This is a genomic window from Pseudopedobacter beijingensis, assembly GCF_042678145.1.
In the GTDB taxonomy this organism is placed as follows: Bacteria; Bacteroidota; Bacteroidia; order Sphingobacteriales; family Sphingobacteriaceae; genus Pseudopedobacter; species Pseudopedobacter beijingensis.
Genome location: NZ_JBHUDG010000045.1, coordinates 59,014 through 78,051, shown reverse-complemented (window position 1 = coordinate 78,051; position 19,038 = coordinate 59,014). Strand labels below are relative to the sequence as shown.

12 protein-coding genes and 1 tRNA gene are annotated in these 19,038 nt (G+C 35.2%); 5 read left to right on the top strand and 8 right to left on the bottom strand.

Annotated features, from left to right (window positions below; genetic code table 11):
- Positions 1-147 precede the first annotated feature (147 nt).
- The 4 genes from ACFSAH_RS15690 to ACFSAH_RS15675 form a co-directional block, all read right to left on the bottom strand.
- Positions 148-708, bottom strand: a complete 561-nt coding sequence (locus tag ACFSAH_RS15690; protein ID WP_379663686.1) for a hypothetical protein — start codon at positions 706-708, stop codon at positions 148-150.
- A 136-nt stretch (positions 709-844) separates the two neighbouring features.
- The gene (locus tag ACFSAH_RS15685; RefSeq protein WP_379663685.1) at positions 845-1,162 is read right to left on the bottom strand and encodes a type II toxin-antitoxin system RelE/ParE family toxin; all 318 of its coding nucleotides are present in this window, start codon (positions 1,160-1,162) and stop codon (positions 845-847) included.
- A gap of 2 nt (positions 1,163-1,164) precedes the next feature.
- Entirely contained in the window at positions 1,165-1,395 is a 231-nt protein-coding gene (locus tag ACFSAH_RS15680) for a hypothetical protein (RefSeq protein ID WP_379663684.1), read from the bottom strand.
- A 769-nt stretch (positions 1,396-2,164) separates the two neighbouring features.
- Positions 2,165-2,277 (bottom strand) — tRNA-Asp (locus ACFSAH_RS15675).
- A gap of 163 nt (positions 2,278-2,440) precedes the next feature.
- Here ACFSAH_RS15675 and ACFSAH_RS15670 point away from each other — a divergent pair.
- Positions 2,441-2,917: an Lrp/AsnC ligand binding domain-containing protein gene (locus tag ACFSAH_RS15670; RefSeq protein WP_379663687.1), complete on the top strand. Its 477-nt coding sequence runs from the start codon at positions 2,441-2,443 to the stop codon at positions 2,915-2,917.
- Between the two features lie 194 nt (positions 2,918-3,111).
- On the opposite strand, the gene ACFSAH_RS15665 is transcribed toward ACFSAH_RS15670, so the two are convergent.
- Positions 3,112-3,600: a hypothetical protein gene (locus ACFSAH_RS15665; RefSeq protein ID WP_379663683.1), complete on the bottom strand. Its 489-nt coding sequence runs from the start codon at positions 3,598-3,600 to the stop codon at positions 3,112-3,114.
- A gap of 203 nt (positions 3,601-3,803) precedes the next feature.
- Between ACFSAH_RS15665 and ACFSAH_RS15660 the strand changes: the two genes are divergently transcribed.
- On the top strand, positions 3,804-5,579 hold the full coding sequence (locus tag ACFSAH_RS15660; protein WP_379663682.1) for an AMP-dependent synthetase/ligase: 1,776 nt from the start codon (positions 3,804-3,806) through the stop codon (positions 5,577-5,579).
- Between the two features lie 58 nt (positions 5,580-5,637).
- On the opposite strand, the gene ACFSAH_RS15655 is transcribed toward ACFSAH_RS15660, so the two are convergent.
- The 3 genes from ACFSAH_RS15655 to ACFSAH_RS15645 all read right to left on the bottom strand — a co-directional run bounded on the left by ACFSAH_RS15655 (position 5,638) and on the right by ACFSAH_RS15645 (position 10,618).
- A complete protein-coding gene (locus ACFSAH_RS15655; RefSeq protein ID WP_379663681.1) occupies positions 5,638-7,248 on the bottom strand; it encodes a T9SS type A sorting domain-containing protein in 1,611 nt (536 codons plus the stop codon).
- A 199-nt stretch (positions 7,249-7,447) separates the two neighbouring features.
- The gene (gene hepC, locus ACFSAH_RS15650) at positions 7,448-9,415 is read right to left on the bottom strand and encodes a heparin-sulfate lyase HepC (protein WP_379663680.1); all 1,968 of its coding nucleotides are present in this window, start codon (positions 9,413-9,415) and stop codon (positions 7,448-7,450) included.
- Between the two features lie 6 nt (positions 9,416-9,421).
- A complete protein-coding gene (locus tag ACFSAH_RS15645; protein ID WP_379663679.1) occupies positions 9,422-10,618 on the bottom strand; it encodes a glycoside hydrolase family 88 protein in 1,197 nt (398 codons plus the stop codon).
- Positions 10,619-11,166: 548 nt separating this feature from the next.
- Between ACFSAH_RS15645 and ACFSAH_RS15640 the strand changes: the two genes are divergently transcribed.
- The 3 genes from ACFSAH_RS15640 to ACFSAH_RS15630 all read left to right on the top strand — a co-directional run bounded on the left by ACFSAH_RS15640 (position 11,167) and on the right by ACFSAH_RS15630 (position 19,036).
- Positions 11,167-13,761 (top strand): DUF4962 domain-containing protein, encoded by a 2,595-nt coding sequence (locus ACFSAH_RS15640; RefSeq protein ID WP_379663678.1) that lies wholly within the window; start codon positions 11,167-11,169, stop codon positions 13,759-13,761.
- A 404-nt stretch (positions 13,762-14,165) separates the two neighbouring features.
- Complete coding sequence (locus ACFSAH_RS15635; RefSeq protein ID WP_379663677.1) at positions 14,166-17,339, top strand: SusC/RagA family TonB-linked outer membrane protein; 3,174 nt, start codon at positions 14,166-14,168, stop codon at positions 17,337-17,339.
- Positions 17,340-17,359: 20 nt separating this feature from the next.
- Complete coding sequence (locus ACFSAH_RS15630; RefSeq protein ID WP_379663676.1) at positions 17,360-19,036, top strand: RagB/SusD family nutrient uptake outer membrane protein; 1,677 nt, start codon at positions 17,360-17,362, stop codon at positions 19,034-19,036.
- The last annotated feature ends 2 nt before the right edge of the window (positions 19,037-19,038 follow it).

Genomic DNA, 19,038 nt, shown 5'->3' with positions numbered 1-19,038 from the left:
CATTCTCTCAACTATTTATTAAATTTGGTGAAAGAATCCTTCAGGAAAATAGAGGATTTTGAGAGGCGTTAATTTTGGAATGACACAGTTCGCGTTACACTCCCCTTTATTCATTCAGTTTATGTTACTACAAGGGTTAATGTTTTTTTATTTCCTATCACTCTTATCTCTGTTGATCTTTAAAGAATTGAAAAATTTAACTTCTGTTTCTTCATCGAAAATGTCACTCTTCCCGGTAGCATTTGTGTTTATAACTAAATTGTCAAATATAATTATTCTGGACACAGTCTTCATACTGTTTGTTTGGTCAATGGTAACAAACTTAACCCCAGGTTCAGGATATATAAAAAAATCTTTAGATTTTAAGATACTGTTTGATTGATTAAGTGCTCCATCTATCATTTTCATAAATAAACTGTTCAATCTGTTAGAATCTTTTTTTATAGTAAATAAATCAAGTTCAGCGATGTTTACAGGGTATAAAATATGTTTAGCAAAAACAGATGGACTCGTGTCAATACTGTCTAATGTACTTAACATAGTGTAATTAACTAAGCTATTAGTTGTGGTATCTATTCGTTCAGCCGGAAGATTTGGAAAGGAAATTGAGCTTATATTATATCTATCTTTATAAACTTCCCAATCACCAATTTTACCCTTGCAAGAAAATATTAGAGTAATAGAGGTTAATAATAGAAACACTCTCATAAATAAGTTTTATAAAATGTAAGGGAGCGATACCCTTTCAATAATTATTAATAAATATAGGAAAACGTGTTCAGACCACAAGCTTAAATTGGATGGAATGATTGATGATTTCTTTCCGTGGATAGTAGCAGTGATTTTATTTCTCTCTTTCTATTTTAACAGGGTTTTGACGAGTGTCAAAAACATCGTAAATCTTTATTTGATAATTCTGTTTATCTATCGTATAGATTATTTTGTAGTTGGTGTAAATGATATATCGGAATTCAGCTTCTTTGGTTTCTAATAAGATTTCCTTGGCTCCAATTTCAGGATTCTTTATTAGTTTATCTGGAGAGGAGATAAGCTCTTTTATTATCTTACTCGCAACTTTAATATTTGCATTCTCTTTATAATATTCAAAAATGCCATCAACTTGCTTTTCTGAAAACTCAGACCAAATAACTCTATATTTCACAATTAGTATTTTGCTAAGAGTTCAGCACTTGTTTTATATTTATTATTCATGAAATTATCTTCAGATTTTGAAATTCTTTCTTCTAATTCTTTAACAGTAAATGGCTTAAGGCTATTCTCTTTTTCAACTTTCTGACTTTTTCTCAAAAGCTTTTCCAATTGAATAATTGCTTCTTCACTCTCTAACTTTAGGAAGTCTTGAATGAATTCTATTTTTCTGCTTTGAATATCCATCTTGTGAAATTTAATCCTTAATCAAAAGTACAAAAAATATATGGAGTTGTTTTTGCTTTAGAATCATTAGGAATAATTAATGATTTCTTTTTCGTTGATAATAGTAATGGTATAGCCTTTAAAAATAAGAAGAGTTACAAAGAAACTAGATTAGCTTGGTCTTACTTTTGCAATCTTATAGTCCTCATAATGGCTTTTAATAAGTTAACGTGTTGCGGATTTAAGAAATTGCGAAATTACTTGCAGAACCTCTGTCAACCCACACTAAATTTCATAAAAAGTAGCGAAAGAAGTAATAGCACTTTACCCGCAATTTTTTAAACCTGTTGTTATGTGTAGCTTTTTATAAGTTTTTCTAGCTCTTCCATTTTTTCAAGAGGAAAGTCATATTCGACCCATTTTTCTTTATATTCAATTTCGCCATATTTTTTAAATAAGCTATTTATTTCCTCATACACTAATTTTGAGAAATTCAAAAGTGTATCGTTATCAAAATATGATTTTTGGAAATCACGTAAGATTTTTTCATTGTCATCTTCATATGTAAGGTCGTCGTTATAATTACACTATTTTGATGTGAAATAATGAGTATCAATTTGAGTATCAAATTGCATGAAATTACTCTTTTTAACGTTGTTGAGTATCAAATTCGACTGACAGCCAGGAAGTGTTTTTAATTTGTAACCAATTGTCTATAAAAAAGTTAAGCTCCAAACGGGGAGAGTGGAGCTTAAACTAACCAATTATAAACCTAAATTAAACGAAAGGGCTGTAGGGGTAGGAGTCGAACCTACAAGAAGTGGTTATTTTACCTTACGGCTATTTCCCAAACTCTTCGCCACCGAGACAAGGAGGTGTGTCTGCCAATTTCACCACCCTACAGTGTATATTATTGTTTGTCAAATATCTTAGAGCTCGCCCCTTTGATTATTGTACAATACAAAAGTACGGCGGAATCATAAATTTTGCAAATATTTCAATAATATATTTTAATTTTTATTATTTTTTTATTTAATATTGCTATGGATTAATGAATGACAAAAATATGGTTGATAAATCGCGTTCAAATTTAGAAATTGATAATCTGGATATAGAGATACTTTCCATTCTGATGAATGATGCCACTACTGCGTATACAGAAATAGCTAAAGAATTGATAGTTTCTGGCGGTACAATCCATGTCCGCATGAAAAAAATGCAGGATATGGGAATTATCAAAGGATCTAATCTGATTATTGATCCGCAAAAAGTGGGATATGATATTTGTGCTTTTCTGGGAATATTTTTGGAGAAAGGGTCAACTTATAACGAAGCGGTAGAGAAACTGAAAGAGGTTAAGGAAATTGTAGAACTGCATTATTGTACCGGGGCATATTCTATGTTTGCTAAGGTAATCTGTAGAGATACCTCGCACCTTAGATTAGTACTAAACGACCATATTCAGGCAATTCCAGGAATACAACGTACAGAAACTATCATATCCTTGGAAGAGAGTATAAAGCGTCAGATTACATTGAAGTAAGTCTGTAAAAATAAATAAAGTGTAGGTAGGGTGAAAGTGAAGTAAGGATGTTAAAATGGGGCTGTATCGACAATAAAAACGGTGTCATTTCGATGGTTACAGTGAAGAGAAATCTCTTTCTTAAGTGCTTATGAAAGAGATCTTCCGACTGCATTCGGGATGACAAGGTTCTTTTGATACAACCCCATAGTTTCTTAAAAAACGTATCTTATAGAGATAGCAGGTTCAAGATCCAGAAAAGGGCCTTTTGCCAATTCTAATCTTGGATGTAAGTCCACCCCCAATGTAATTGGTGCAGCAGGAATCAGCCATTCAAGTCCAATCATGGCATCGGCACCTAGTAATAATCCATTATTATAAATTTTATCGTCATTTCCGGTAAAGCGCTTGTATTGTCTGTCGCTTATTCCACCTATATGGGCTCCTAATCCAAAAAACCATCTTAAATCCTGTACTTCAAAGGCAGGAGCGTATTTTTGATAAAATCCGGTAAGTACAACTACTCCGGGTCTAAATCCCAAAATCCCTTCATAAGCGGTGTCTTCATTAATGTAATATTTACCAGAGATACCATTCTCGTAACCTCCAAAGCGTAATCCCAGTCCGTATGTGTAATCTTGTGCTTTACCCTGTGAAAAAAACAGCGTGAGTAAAAATGTTGTAACCAAAAAAAATCTTCTCATTTATTATTTTATTATGTTGCAGTTTATCCTGCAGAAACGAGTGCAAGTATAGAAATAAAAAAAACTAATATTTCTCTAAAACGTTAAATAATCAGGTTTATTCCTTTTTTAAAGGAATAATTCAGGAGGAAGTAATATTATCTATTATTTTGATTTGAAAGGTGAAATTCTTATTTTGATACAAGCATCATAAAAATAATCGTATGCAAGAAATAACCAGAGTATTCGATCTGCTTTCATATAATAAAGCTAACTATCAGTACAAAGATGTACTGGCATATAAGGTCAACGGAAAGTGGGCCAATTATAATATTAACGATTTTATACGCATATCCGATCAGGTCAGTAGGGGGTTAATTAAACGAGGTATACAAAAGGGAGATAAGGTTGCTATTATGTCGGATAATAGACCTGAGTGGAATTTCTGTGATTTTGGGATCATGCAAATTGGGGCAACACAAGTGCCCATGTATCCTACTTTAGCAGAAACAGATATCCAGTTTATTTTGAAAGATGCAGAAGTGAAGGTCATTTTTGTTTCTAACAAGGACCTGCATGATAAGGTAAGTAAGATAGCGGAGGCTGCAGAGTATGATATTGCTATATATACTTTTGATGTAGTGGAGGGAGTTCCGCACTGGTTGGAGATTACTGAAGGTATTGATACCGCTAATGTTAATTTGGACGATTATCGTTCTAAAATAGGAGGAGATGATCTGCTGACCTTGATTTATACCTCAGGAACTACGGGCACACCTAAAGGAGTGATGCTTACTCATAAAAACTTGTTGAGTAATATAGAGGCTTCGTCGAAACTTTACCCCGATGGAGTCAAAAGAGCTTTAAGTTTTTTGCCGCTTTCGCACATTTTCGAGCGTATGGTGGTTTATATGTATTTTTATTTGGGTGTTTCGGTTTATTATGCAGAGAGTTTGGATACCATAGTTCAAAACCTGACAGAGGTAAAACCTCATTGCTTTACTACGGTACCCCGACTATTGGAAAAGGTTTATGATAAAATTGTAAGTAAAGGACATGAGCTTACCGGGATAAAAAAATCACTATTCTTTTGGGCGTTAAACCTGGGTTTAAAATATGAAGTGGACGGTGCAAACGGCTGGTGGTATGAAACACAGCTGAAGTTGGCACGAAAACTTATATTTAGTAAGTGGAGAGAAGCTTTGGGGGGTGAGGTGATGTTAATTGTTTCGGGCGGTGCTGCATTGCAGGAACGCTTGGCAAGGGTTTTCTGGGGAGCTGGAATAAAAGTACTGGAAGGCTATGGCTTAACGGAGACTTCGCCGGTAATTGCGGTGAATGGACCAAGAAAAGGAGAAATCAAATTTGGAACCGTTGGAAAGCCATTGTTCAATGTGGAAGTAAAAATAGCAGAAGACGGAGAAATTCTTTGTAAAGGACCTAGTCTTATGAAAGGCTATTATAAGCGTCCTGATGCTACAGAAGAGTCTATTACCGATGGATGGTTCCATACAGGAGATATAGGTACGCTTGAAGGTGGTTTTTTAGCTATAACGGACAGGAAAAAAGAGTTCTTTAAAACAGCGGGCGGAAAATATGTTGCTCCTCAGGTGCTGGAAAATAAATTTAAAGAATCTATTTATATAGAACAGGTAATAGTGGTGGGGGAAAATCGCAGATTCCCTTCAGCTTTAATCATTCCTAATTTTGAAAAGATAGGAGAGTGGGCAAGATTACACGGTATTCAGGAAACAGATCATGAAAAACTTATAAAAGATAAAAAGGTTTATGAGAAAATATGGTCAGAAGTGGATCGGTTGAATGAAGGGTTTGGTAAATGGGAAAAAGTAAAAAAAATAGCTTTGTTAGCTAAAGAATTTACCATTGATGGTGGGGAACTTACACCTAAACTAAGTTTAAGAAGAAAGGTTATTCTTAATAATTATAAGGACCTGATAGAGGCATTATATAAAGATGAGGAAAATCACGATCATTATTAAGCTGATGTGATTAAAAGGAAACAAGGGTGTTCGGTATCGGACACCCTTGTTTTATAAGTTATTTTTTAAATTTTAATGTATCCGAGAACCCGGGGCTTTCTATTTTGATGATATATATTCCGTTAGGGATTTGGGTATTTATATCGATAGTATTGTCGCCTTTCTTCAATTGAATGTCTTTTGAAAAATAGGTTCTTCCACTTATATCGGTTATAATTACTTTAGATTCTATAGTTTTATCACTTTTTAAGATGGCTTTAATACCTTCTGCACTGGTAACTACTCTAAAATTACCTGCATTTTCTAAATTTATATGAGCAGAAACAGGACCGAAAACCTCTGAGTTCCCGTTTAAATCAACCTGTTTTAATTGATAGTAATTTGTGCCGGAAGCCGGAGTGTAGTCTGTGAAGTTGTATTGATTGTATGTGCTGGAATTATTTTTTCCGGCTATCTCGCCAATTCTGCTAAAGGATATACCATCTGTAGAACGTAATACCTCAAAATATTTATTGTTCTGCTCTGATGCTGTAGACCAGTTTAATACAATGTTTCCGTTTATTGCTTTTGCTGTAAAACTGTTTAATGAAACTGGTAGGGTGATAGTGGAGTTGGGAGTGAAGCTGATTCCGCGATAGCCGGTTGTAGCGGTAGCGGTTGAAATTGTGGTCATGCTAATAATGTCAAATTTATCATTTGCGCTATTATCCACTATTTTTATAATACTATTCCCCGTAGATTTATTAGTCACCGCATATAGTGTAATTTTTCCCTCTTCATATCTTCCGGTCATGAATCTGAAATTTGCGTCATCGCTGGTAAGTCCACTATTTATTTTACCTATATAAGTCCATGTAGTTCCCTCATCAGTAGAATAGTATTTATGTAAACCACCCACAGAACCAGTATATCCATCATCTGCAACATACAGAATGTTATTGCCGAATAAGACAAAATCTCCAGGAGAAGCAGGATTATTTGTAAGTGAAACAGGAGAGGAGCTAGTTTCAGGTAATTCACTACTAAATTTTGTTATTTTTTGTGTCGATGCACTTGAACTTGCATATAATTGTCCATTAAAAATTCTAATACCTTTGGTATTGTAGCCAGCAATTCTAACGAAGCTATTAATAGTATTATTTACTGTATCTAGAATACCATATTGTAATTGAGTATTGGTTTGACCAGTAACTGAACCTCCTCCTAAGTATACACCATATAAATTACCAGATTTAGGAAATGCAATAGCTGTTCTTACAGCAGTAGCTCCAAAAATACCATCTGTATTAATAAGCTGTTGAGATTTATTTAATTTTATTATTGCTAGTGTTCTGCTATTGGTAGTGGTTTGTATATTACTGTTTCCTGTATTGGAAGGCAATTCTCCATAACCATATACTGTTAGTAATTTTCCGTCTGTAGATAAAGAAAGTGTACCATCATTTAAAGAACTTGCAGAATGGCTTATGTAAAAGTTGTTATTGCCAATAGGAGTAATATTACCAACCTGTGTGCCTTTCGTTGTTAATTCAATAAAATTGAGTTTCGATAAAGCTGTATAATCTGTGACATTTTCTGTTCGTAATACCACCAAATTATCTGGTGTAAACTGTGCATACGTGAAATGTGTAGCCAGCAAGGCCATAGAAAGTAAAAGTTTCTTTTTCATAATTGATTTTAGTTTTTAAGTGTGTAACCTTTTGTGGGTTTGTTGTACTAAAATTACCATGAGAAAAGAAAAAGTTATTTTGATTTTGATTAAATGTGATTTGATTTTGTTGAATGTTTTTTGATATACCATTGAGGTAAAAAAAAATCCCCGTTGCCAATGTTGGAAACGGGGATTTGAAAATAAAACCAAACCTATATCAAAACTTATATTTTATAGTCTGCTTTTTGCCGTCAATAGTTACTGTGAAGTGGATAGATCCTTCTTGAGGATTATTTCCTATTTCTTCTTTGAGTGTTATTGAAGGAACTTTGCTTCCTGTAAAAGGGTAAAGTACGGTCGCAAAGTTTACGGCTTTAGCATCCTTTTTGTCTTGTTCAAATACAAAAGCCGGACGTTGGGCTTCTTGTCTGTAAGAATAAGAAACTTTGCCTTCTTCCATTACAAATCTTGCTTTTCCGGTATTAAAATTACGTACCAGTAAGTTGTTGCCGTCTTTATATCCGGTAGAAACTGCATTTTCCTGTGTGTTGTAAGATGGATTGCAATTTTCTGCCAATTGGAAGTGTACACCAATATTTCCTTTAGCTTCGCCCTCTGCACTATCAAATATGACGAAGTACTTTTTGTTTACAAATAAAACGGTTCTGATGTGGTCTAAGTTTTTATAGCTTGGATTTTTATATACCAAAATATCCAGATTGTCAGAAGTGTTCCATTTTATGAGTTTAGCATCACAAGTATCCATATTCTCGTTGTTAAGTGTCAACGTTTTATGGACTCTTGTCTGACGATACCAGTTTCTTAATTTCAGAATTTCCTCATCACCACCATAAACATAAGCACCAGCATCTGGCATGAAGTTTCTACCGTTTACCCATAGGTCAAAAGTACCGTTGTCTGGCTGGCTATGCCAGAAAGCGGGTGGACTAGCTTTCAATACCATTACCGTTGCAGTATCTTTCCAGCTGTTTCTAAAAGTATAAAAACCGCCATCTTTTAATGCGCTCGATAAATAATTAGGTGCTTCTCCTTTTTTACCATTGCTGGCATAATATTGTATAACCTTGTTTTTAGGGAAAACCTGAAGCCAGTCTTTGTAATTCTTAAGCATAGAACTTTTTGTTTCTAGCTTGGCATCGCTAAACATTGGATAAGTGTAATCAGGAAAAGAAAAATCTCCCTGAGCCATAATCATTTTTTCTATAGTTTCTTTATATGAAGAAGGAAACTCATTGTCCAGATTAGCCAATTGAGTCATTCTAAGTGCTTTTAAGAAAATATTGATAGTAGCTGTATGGTAGTTTGGAGAAAGTTCGATTTGAAGTCCGTCATCGTAAATTTGCTTTTTGATTTCGGTGTTTAATATTTCTATACCACTTTTTCTCCAGGTAGCTGCTTCTTTAAATTCGGGGAAGAAAGCACCGGCATAGATCATTCTCTGTGCTTCAAATAGAAGGTGATTTCCTTTGTCAGAGTAGTTATTCAGGATATATTCTGCATGTCTGTTATAATTGTTCAGAAATGCCATCAAAAACTCGGGAGTAAAATGTGGAGAAGAGATGAACATATTGAACATAGCAGTCTGGTCCTGAACGCGGGTAGCTACTTCTAACGCTCTCCAGGCAAATCTGTCGTTTTCTTTAGATAAACCCAGTGGGTTTTTCTTGATCCAGTCCAGGTATTGCAAAGTCCATTCTTTAGCATATTTTTCGTCGCCACTAGACCAGTAGGCTAATCCCATTGGGATCCACCAGTAAGTACGGTGTAATTGCCATCTGATTTCGTTGTCCTTTATTGGCCAATACTGCCAGTTGATGTCTTTTCCAAAATCAAAATAACCATAGCCTTTATGTACAAAGAAAAGATGCTCAAGACCTTTGTCTGCTTTTTCCTGATTGTCTTTTGCTAATGGTTTTCCGGAAAACTTAGATCTGTCTTCTATATTATAATCCGGATGTTTGATAGAACGGTGCTTGTAATAAGTTAATAGCGCTTTAGCGGCATCATCATATTTCTTTTTTTCTACAAGCTTTTTTACTTGCTCTAAGCCAGTATAATCCAGATTGATATATTGGAAATCGTCTTTACTGACAGAAGATTTACTTTTTCCCAAAACCAGCATGGGAAAAAGTAATAACACTAAATACAGGGATTTAAGTCTCATTGTGTTTTAGTTTAATTTTTTCAAATCTATATTTTTAGCGGCAGCATATCTTAAAAGAGCCTCTAAATAATAATAGTCTGCATAATTTAACGGAGTATCTATTTCAGAATTGTATAAGAATGCTCCAACGCTATGCTTTAGGATGAAATATTTGTTGTCATTTGGCTTGGCCAGATAAGCGCTGGAAGATAAAGATTTTAATATATCTTCTGCATATTTGAAATAAGCCTGATTGTTAGTGTATTTGGCGAGATCTATTAAAGACGATGCAATAACAGCTGCGGCAGAAGCATCTCTTGGCGCTCTTTCTCCACCATTATGAATGTCATAATCCCAGTAAGGAACTTTGTCTGCATCAACATTTGGATGCTCCATAATAAATTTAGCAATTGCAATTGCGTGGTCTAAGAATACTTTATTGTTGGTTTCTTTAAAAGACATGGTGTATCCGTAAAGTCCCCAGGCTTGTCCTCTAGACCATGCAGATTCATCTGTTAAGCCCTGGTGTGTGCCTTTTTCTATTGCTCTTCCAGATAGTGTATCATAGCTTACTACGTGATAAGAACTATTATCCATTCTGAAATGATTTTTTAGAGTAGTTAAAGCATGTTGTTCAGAAGCCTGTTCGTATTCAGGTTTGTTAAATTCTTTAGCCGCCCAATATAAATAATCAAGGTTCATCATGTTATCAATAATAACAGGGAACTGCCAGTGGCCAAAATCCCATGATCTGATGGCGCCTACAGTTTTATTATATCTGCCGTATAAATTGGCTGCACCGCTTTTTAATGTAGGAAGATAAGCCTGATCTTTAGTTAATCTGTACGCATTTCCGTAAGAACAATAAATCATAAAACCTAAATCGTGGGTATGAGTAAAGTTCTTTAAAGAATCCATAGCCAAGGTGAATTTGCGGGCGCTATTGGCTAGTTGTTTGTCTCCGGACATTTCATATCCATACCAAAGTGTACCAGGGAAAAAACCGGTGGTCCAGTCTTCCTGTGGTGCCAATCTCACCGTTCCGTTAGCATAGATAGATCTTGGATTCATTCCAGGTTTGTAAGCTTCGGAAGCTTTTTTCAATTGATAGACGATGCTTTTCTTTGCATTTTTCAACCATCCTAAATCTTCTTGAGCATATACCTGACCGTTAGCCATTATTAAGGCTATGTAACCAATCAGTACGCTAGCAATTTTCTTCATAATAATTTTCAGTTTTTAATCAACCATGAAGTTAGGTGGGCAAGCCAGATAAGTATTTAGGTTTTAGCCAAATTGATTTTAATTTTGATGAATCATTAAATTGATTTAAATGTTTTTTAGTGTAATTTATTGTTTGTTAGTGTTTTATGTCTGTTTGTTTTGAGGATTTAATGTGAGGCTATAATCTGAAGTCAAGTATGTTTCCTTGGATTTGTTTAAAGGGAGGCTGTTTGTTTTTTGGAAAATGGGGGATAAACTTATTTGAGCATAAACTACATTGTTAAGGGGTGAAATAAGATATTGCATGTTCTTTTATTTTATTTGTCCGATATTTCTAAAGACCACAAAATCATAGTGTTGTTTTTTATTGATATTCCTTATAAATGTGTTGTTTTTTTGTTTAATTGATTGAAAATTTTTTTGTTGTGCTATTTTTTGTTTTTCGATGGTTTCAAGAAAACTAATCAGGAATGAAAGTATTTTAAACAAATCCTAAAGCAGACCGCTAAGGATAGGTGTAAATTAGATTAACTTTTAAATCTAAAATTATGCGGAAAATATTTGCTGTTTTTGTGGCGGTGCACCTATTTGTTTCTGTGGGGAGTACTCAAACAACTATAACATTAAAAGATGTTACCTTAATGCATGAAATGCGGGCAACGCCTTTTCCTTTAAATAATGCAGTGGTTAAGAACAGGAAAGCTACTTTTATGTGGCCTTTAAAAGATTTGGGTAAACCGGGTGCAGCATTAGATGGTCTGGAAGAATCTGGTCCTAAAAATAAACCAGATCCTAATAAAATAAACTACCAACTACGAATATCCAGAGATAGTTTGTTTAAAAAGTCGGTAAAGACAGTCAATTGTTCATGGGCGTTTTATAATGCTGAAGAAATTTATGCTAACGGAGTCTGGTATTGGCAGTATGGTTATGTAGATAAGGGGAAAACAAATTGGTCTAAGGTGTTGAAATTTACGGTAGATAATAACGGTAAGTTATTTAATCCGCCTACTTTTTCTAGCCTGATTGAAAAATTACCTTCAACGCATCCCAGAGTCTGGATACAGGAGAAGGACTGGAATCAATTTATATTGGGGAGTCAGAATAAACCAGAACGTTTATGGTATTTAAGTTATGCGGATTCTGTTCTTCGGAAAGAGATAAAGCATATTGCTGAAACTATAGATACCAGTAAAATTGGCGGATTAGATTCAGAAGTTAAAAAGAGCTCGTTGTTGATTAGAGAAAGCCGCAGGATTGTAGATCGGGAAGAAGCCAATACAGAAAGTTTGATTAGAGCTTACCTACTAACAAAAGACCAGAAATATTTTCAGGGAGCTATGCATCGCTTGGAAGAAATTATAAGTTGGAAATCCAGTAAATATTTAAAGGGGGATTTTAATGAATCTACTTTACTGTCTCTGAGTTCGCTGGCTTACGATTCTTTTTATAATCTGCTGAGTGCACAACAAAAAGCTTTGCTGCTAAAAGAGATTAAGGAAAATGGAGGAAAGTTTTTTGATCGATTCCAAAATCATTTTGAGGCCCATATTGCAGATAATCATTCGGTACAAATGACATTAAGGATGTTTACCATGGCGGCTTTTGCGACCTATGGCGAATTACCTGAAGCAAAACAATGGGCAGATTATGCTTATAATGTATGGATTGTTCGTTTTCCTGGTGTTAACAATGATGGTGGCTGGCATAATGGAGATTCTTACTTCCATGTAAATATCAGGACACTGATAGAAGTACCTTATTTTTATAGTAAAATAAGTGGTTACGACTTTTTTACAGATCCGTGGTATCAGGGGTCTGCAATGTATGTTATTTATCAACAACCACCCTTTTCAAAATCAGGAGGTAATGGTAGCTCTCACCAAACTATTGTAAAACCCAGCGGTACGCGGGTGGCTTATGCAGATGCTTTAGCCAAGTTGACTAACAATTCTTATCTGGCTGATTATGTTAAGGTTATTTCTTCAGCTAATCCAGATATCTTACGTAAAGGTTTTATGGCCAAACCCGGTGATTTATCCTGGTTCCGTTTGCAGGATAATACCCCGCTTCCGGAAGGTAAAAAACTGGCTGATTTACCTTTGTCTTATGTTTTTCCTAATACAGGGCTGGCTACTTTAATGTCGAGCTGGAAAGATATTAAACGAAATGCGATGTTGACGTTCAGGTCGAGTCCTTATGGTTCTACGTCACATGCGTTGGCTAATCAAAATGCCTTTAATACTTTTTATGCAGGAAAACCTTTGTTTTATAGTAGCGGACATCATATCAGTTTTACCGATGAGCATAGTGTATATGCACACAGAAGTACCCGGGCACATAATACCATTTTGGTTAATGGCATGGGGCAAAAGATAGGTACCGAAGGTTATGGCTGGATACCGCGTTATTATTCAGGTGAAAAGGTAGCGTATTTTGTGGGGGATGCTTCTAATGCTTATGGCAAAGTAGAATCGCCACTTTGGATAGAACGAGGAAAGGTTTCCCATTTAGAGTATTCTCCAAAAAACGGATGGGACAATAATCATTTGAAAAAATACCGAAGACATATTGTGGAATTAGGCGGGGCCGATCTGGTATTTATTTATGATGAACTTGAGGCTGATAAACCTGTGGAGTGGAGTTATTTATTGCATACCATAGCGCAACCCATGGAAATAAGTAATGAGCAAAATATGGTTAAGATTAAAGCTACCAATGTAAATGGTGTTTCATCTGCCTATTTGTTGGCTCCCGAGAAGTTGAAGACAGATCAGACAGATCAGTTTTTTTATCCGGCTGTGAATTGGTTAAGAGCCGATGATAAAGGATATTTTGCACCATATCCAAATCATTGGCACTTCACAGCTAAAAGTTCTGCTCAAGCTATCTATCGTTTTGCCACTATCATCAGCACACATCATAAAGATAAAGAACCGGTAAAGCCAGTTGATTTGTCTAATGGGAAAATAAAAGTGGGAAATTGGGTAATACAAATGAACTTAACTACATCAGGCAAGGCTGCTTTTGTAGTAGAAAATATAAAGGAAAATGTAAAAGTTGAGTATAATGACGCAACGGAAATAACCGAAGGAAATAAGAAAACCAGGTTGGTAGATCAGTTACCTGATCTTGAAATCTGATCGGGATTTATCATTTAATAAAAAAGGGGTGTTTTGCTGTATTATTATAATAATGCAACCAAACACCCCTTTTTATTTTTGAGCGTCAACAGAAGAAAAAGAACATATTGGTTGAAAACCATATCATGTACCTGAGGGTTATGCTTATGAAGTAAAAGCCAGGTATTGATAAGCTGAAATTATGGAGGATGAATAGTTTATTAAAGTTTGTATTGGTTAGTTTGTTGTTAAAAGTTATTTAATGTTGTTTTTGGTTTAATTGTCTGTTTGTGAGTTTGTTGTGTTTGTTTGTGGGTTTTTCTTAACAGTAATTTAACCAAAACTGAAAGCATTTTGGATAATATTAAAAGGCTTTGGAAGGATGCACACCTAAATTCGGTTTATCAAAACAATTATGAACAAATATGAACGTTAAGATTTTAAAAAGAGCTATTGTTCTTTCAGTTTTACTAGCATGTTATCAATTTGTTTTTGCACAATCAGTAAGTGTAAAAGGAGTGGTAACAGATGTTGACGGAGTGCCGCTGGCAGGTGTAAGTATTACAGAGAAAGGAACCACAAAAGGAACGATGACAAATGTGAATGGGGAATACAACATCAAGGTGTCATCCAAAGAATCAGTATTATCTTATTCATACATGGGCTTTGCTACTTTACAACAAAAGGTAGATGGTAGAGAGAAGCTTGATATTAAGCTTAGTTCTGATACTAAGCAAATGAATGAGGTTGTAGTAATTGGTTACGGAACTGTTCAAAGAAAAGATTTAACAGGATCTGTATCATCAGTAAAAGGAGAAGAACTGAGTAAAGTTCCTGTACAGGATGTAGCCAGTGCTTTGGTAGGAAGATTGGCCGGGGTACAGGTAAATATGGCAGAAGGAGCTCCGGGTGCAGACATATCTATAAAAGTAAGAGGAGGAGGTTCTATCACTCAAAGTAACGAGCCTTTATATGTAATTGATGGAATACCGCAAACAGAAGGGCTTAGCTTTTTAGACCCTACAGATGTGGAAAGCATAGATGTGTTAAAAGATGCGTCTTCTACAGCTATCTACGGAGCCCGTGGTGCTAACGGAGTTATTTTGGTTACTACAAAACAAGCTAAAGCAGGTAAAACCAGGGTAACCTACGATACTTATCTGGGTACCAAGAAAAATATTAAAGAGTTGGAAGTGCTTAATCCTTACCAATACACTTTGTTGCAGTATGAAAGAAGTTTAGGTGATGGTGACAAATTACAATCATTCACTACAAATTACGGAACGTTTGATCAGTTAGAATCTTTATATGCAGGCAGAGAAGGTGTTAACTGGCAAAAAGAAGTATTTGGAGGTACGGCAAATAGCCAATATCATAAAGTAGGCGTAAGCGGAGGCGATAAAAATACAACCTTTAATATGTTCTACTCATTCAATAATGATGAAGGTATCATGTTGAACAGTGGTGCAAAGAAAAATGTAGCCAAAGTGAGCTTGAACCATAAAGCAAGCGACAGGTTAAAAGTTAACGCCAGTGTAAACTATTCTGACGTAAAAGTATACGGAATAGGTACAGGCGAAGGAAATAACTACTTTAATCAATTGCAGAACATTCTTACTTACAGACCTACTTTCGGACTAAAAGGTGCTGATGATGATTTGATAGGATTGGACGAAGACCCGGCATTGGCAGGTGATTCTGGTAATACCTTACAGAATCCTCGGACGAATGCAGAATCGCAACACAGAGACGTATTAAATAAAGTGCTTTATATCAGTGGAGGTCTTGAATATAAACTTTATAAAAACATTACCTACAAAGGTTTGGTGAATTATAGAACCGGGAATACCAAAAACTCGATATTCTATGATTCGCGTTCTATGATTGCTAAAAGGAAAAATAATAAGCCTTCAGGCTCACTGATAGACCAAACTAAAAACGGTTGGAATTATGCAAATACTTTGTCTTACTCTAACACTTTTAATAAGGTACATAAGTTAGATGTATTGGTAGGTCAGGAACAAAATTACAGCATCACCAACTATAATAAAATAAATGCAAGTGGTTTCCCTCAAGAAACATTGGGGATGGATAAACTGAGTGAAGCCGCTGAATTTACAGCCGAGTCAGATGTACAGGACGAAAGAATGTTTTCTCTGTTCTCTCGTGTTAACTATTCGTATAAAGACAGGTATTTATTTGCAGCCAGCTTAAGAGCAGATGGTTCGTCTAAATTTGGTTCGGGTAATAAATACGGATATTTCCCGGCAGCATCTTTTGGCTGGAGAATTATTGAAGAAGATTTCATGAAAGATCAACACGTGTTTTCTGATCTGAAACTTCGTTTAAGTGTAGGAACATCAGGCAATAACAGAATCAAAAATTATACTTCTTTAGCGTTATTAAACACAGGTAGTTATTATCTGAATGATATTAACAACGTAACTGTATATTCCAATACTTTGCCTAACCCTAATCTGAAATGGGAACAAACACGATCTGAGAATATTGGATTGGATATGAGTTTCCTTAATCATAAAATAGAGTTAACAGCAGAAGTTTATAGAAATACCACTAAAGATTTGTTGTTAAGTGCCGAAGTGCCTTTACTTTCTGGTTATACCAATATGATATTTAATGCAGGTTCTACCAGAAATACAGGGTTAGAGTTTACCTTAAACACAACCAATATCAGCACAAAAGACTTTAAATGGAACACCACTTTTAATATCGCTTTTAACAAAAATAAAGTCCTTGGGTTGGCAGATGGAGAGCAATTCAGATATGCTTCTTCTGGTTGGGGCGCATTATCAGAAACAGATTATATTGTAAGAGTAGGTCAGCCTTTAGGTCAGATATATGGTTACCAATCTAATGGATTGTATCAGATAGAAGATTTTGATTACGATGCCGGTAACAACAAATATACTTTAAAGCCAGGTATCCCTTATGATGTTAACAACGTACCACAACCTGGTTTTTTGAAATTGGTTAATCAAAACGAAGACAATGTAATTGACATTAACGACAGAGTAGTTATCGGAAATGCTTATCCAATTCATATCGGAGGCTTAAATAATACCTTTTCTTATAAGGGATTTGATTTAAGTGTTTTTCTGAATTGGTCTTATGGTAACGATGTTTATAATGCCAATAAGTTATATAGCAGCCAAACAAGGTTAGACTACAGAAATGCCTTAAGTTATTTTGGAGACAGGTGGATGTCTATTGACAACCAGGGAGTAAGGATAACAGATCCGGTAGTAATGGCAGAAGTAAACAAGGGAAAAACAGTTCCTGTTTATAACGGCACAGGAACCGATATCAGGTTATACGATAAAATGATAGAAGATGGTTCTTTCCTGAGAATAAACAATATCAGTTTGGGATACAATTTACCTAAAACACTGACTTCTAAACTTAAAGTAGGAACAGTAAGAGTATATGCTACGGGATATAACATTGCTACAATAACAGGTTACTCGGGTTACGATCCGGAAGTAAGCACCAGAAACAGTACAGGATTAACTCCGGGAGTTGACTTTGGTGCTTATCCAAGAGCGCGTTCATTTGTAGCGGGATTAAATTTATCATTCTAATCACTAATGTTATTAAGGTCATGAAATTGAATAAAAATAAAATCACAAGAAATATATCCAAATATCTTTTAGCAGGGACACTATTTGCTTCATTAGGAGCGGTTACATCTTGTAAAAAATGGTTAGAAGAAGATCCCCGCTCATTATATGTTGCCGAAAAATACTTTAATACTGTAGGAGATGCTAAGAAAGCTACTCTGGGGGTTTATGAAATTATGGCAAATCTAGAAACTTATGGTTTCTATATGTCCATGGTGTACGATATCGATTCAGATTTAGGACACATGGAAGGTACAGGCTTTAGTAATGATAACAGAACTCTGGCACATTATAATTTTGGACCGGGACACAATTACATTGTAAAATCGTGGGAGTATCTATATAATGGAATAGATAGAGCGAATCTGGTAATTTCTAAAATTCCGGAGATGAGCCTGTATCAGAATGGTTCTGAAAGTGAGAAAAAAGAGTTAAAGAGAAATTTAGCAGAGGCCAAGTTTTTAAGAGGACTTTATTATTTTGATTTAGTGAGGCTGTTTGGAGATGTACCTTTAAAAACAAAATATACAGAAGCTTCTGATGATTTGAGAATTCCAAGAACAGACAGGGAAATTGTTTACGATCAGATCATTAAAGATATGAAAGAAGCCATAGACGATATCCCTCAGGTTTCTCAAAAAGTAAATGATGAGCGGGTGAGTAAAGGAGCTGTAAAAGGTGTTTTGGCAAGGGTGTTTTTATATAGAGCAGGTTATTCTCTAAGACAAAATGGACAAAGAGAAAGACCGGCCAATTATAAAGATTATTATGCAGAGGTTGCAAGGTTGACTAAAGAAGTAATGGAGAGTGGAGAGCATGCATTGAATCCGGATTACGAGAGAATTTTTAAAAACCATTGCGAGCTGAAACTAGAACCTAAAGAAAGCATGTTCGAAGTAGCTATGTTTTTTAATGCTGCCGGAAATAAAGCCAATACCAGTTATGTAGGAAGCTGGAATGGACCTTTGTGTGATGCAGGGTCTCCTTATGGCAGGGCAAACTCATTTTATAAAGTATCGCCTGTTTTCTATAAGAAATTTAAAATTGCAGATAGCAGAAGAAAAGTTTCAATAGCTACGTTCCAGATTAATGCCGCAGGAGATACCGTAAACCTAAAAGCAGGCACTAATAATGATAGAAAATGGGCACCTGGAAAATGGAGAAGAAACTGGATAGGTACAACACCTAAAGATGTAAATAATACTGATGTTAACTGGACATTGTTAAGATACTCTGATGTATTATTGATGAGAGCAGAGGCAGAAAACGAAATTCACGATGGTCCTACAGAAGATGCCAGAGCAGCCATTAATTTAGTAAGAAGAAGAGCTTTCAAAGAATCATTGGATTTAAATGTAGCTGCGGTTAATACAGGTGTAGACATACCAGCAGGTTTAAATTATAATGATTTTCTGAATAAAATAAAAGAAGAAAGAGCAATGGAGCTGTGCTATGAAGGATTTAGAAAAGGAGACCTGATAAGATGGAATATCCTGGGCCAGAGTTTGAGAACGGCAGAGAACGAGCTGAAAGCTTATAGTGCTGGTTTTCCATACATAGCAGGTACTTATTTTGTAGATAATAAGCATGAGCTTTATCCAATACCTACAAGAGAAAGAGAGCTGAATATTAATCTAAGTCAAAATCCGAATTATTAATA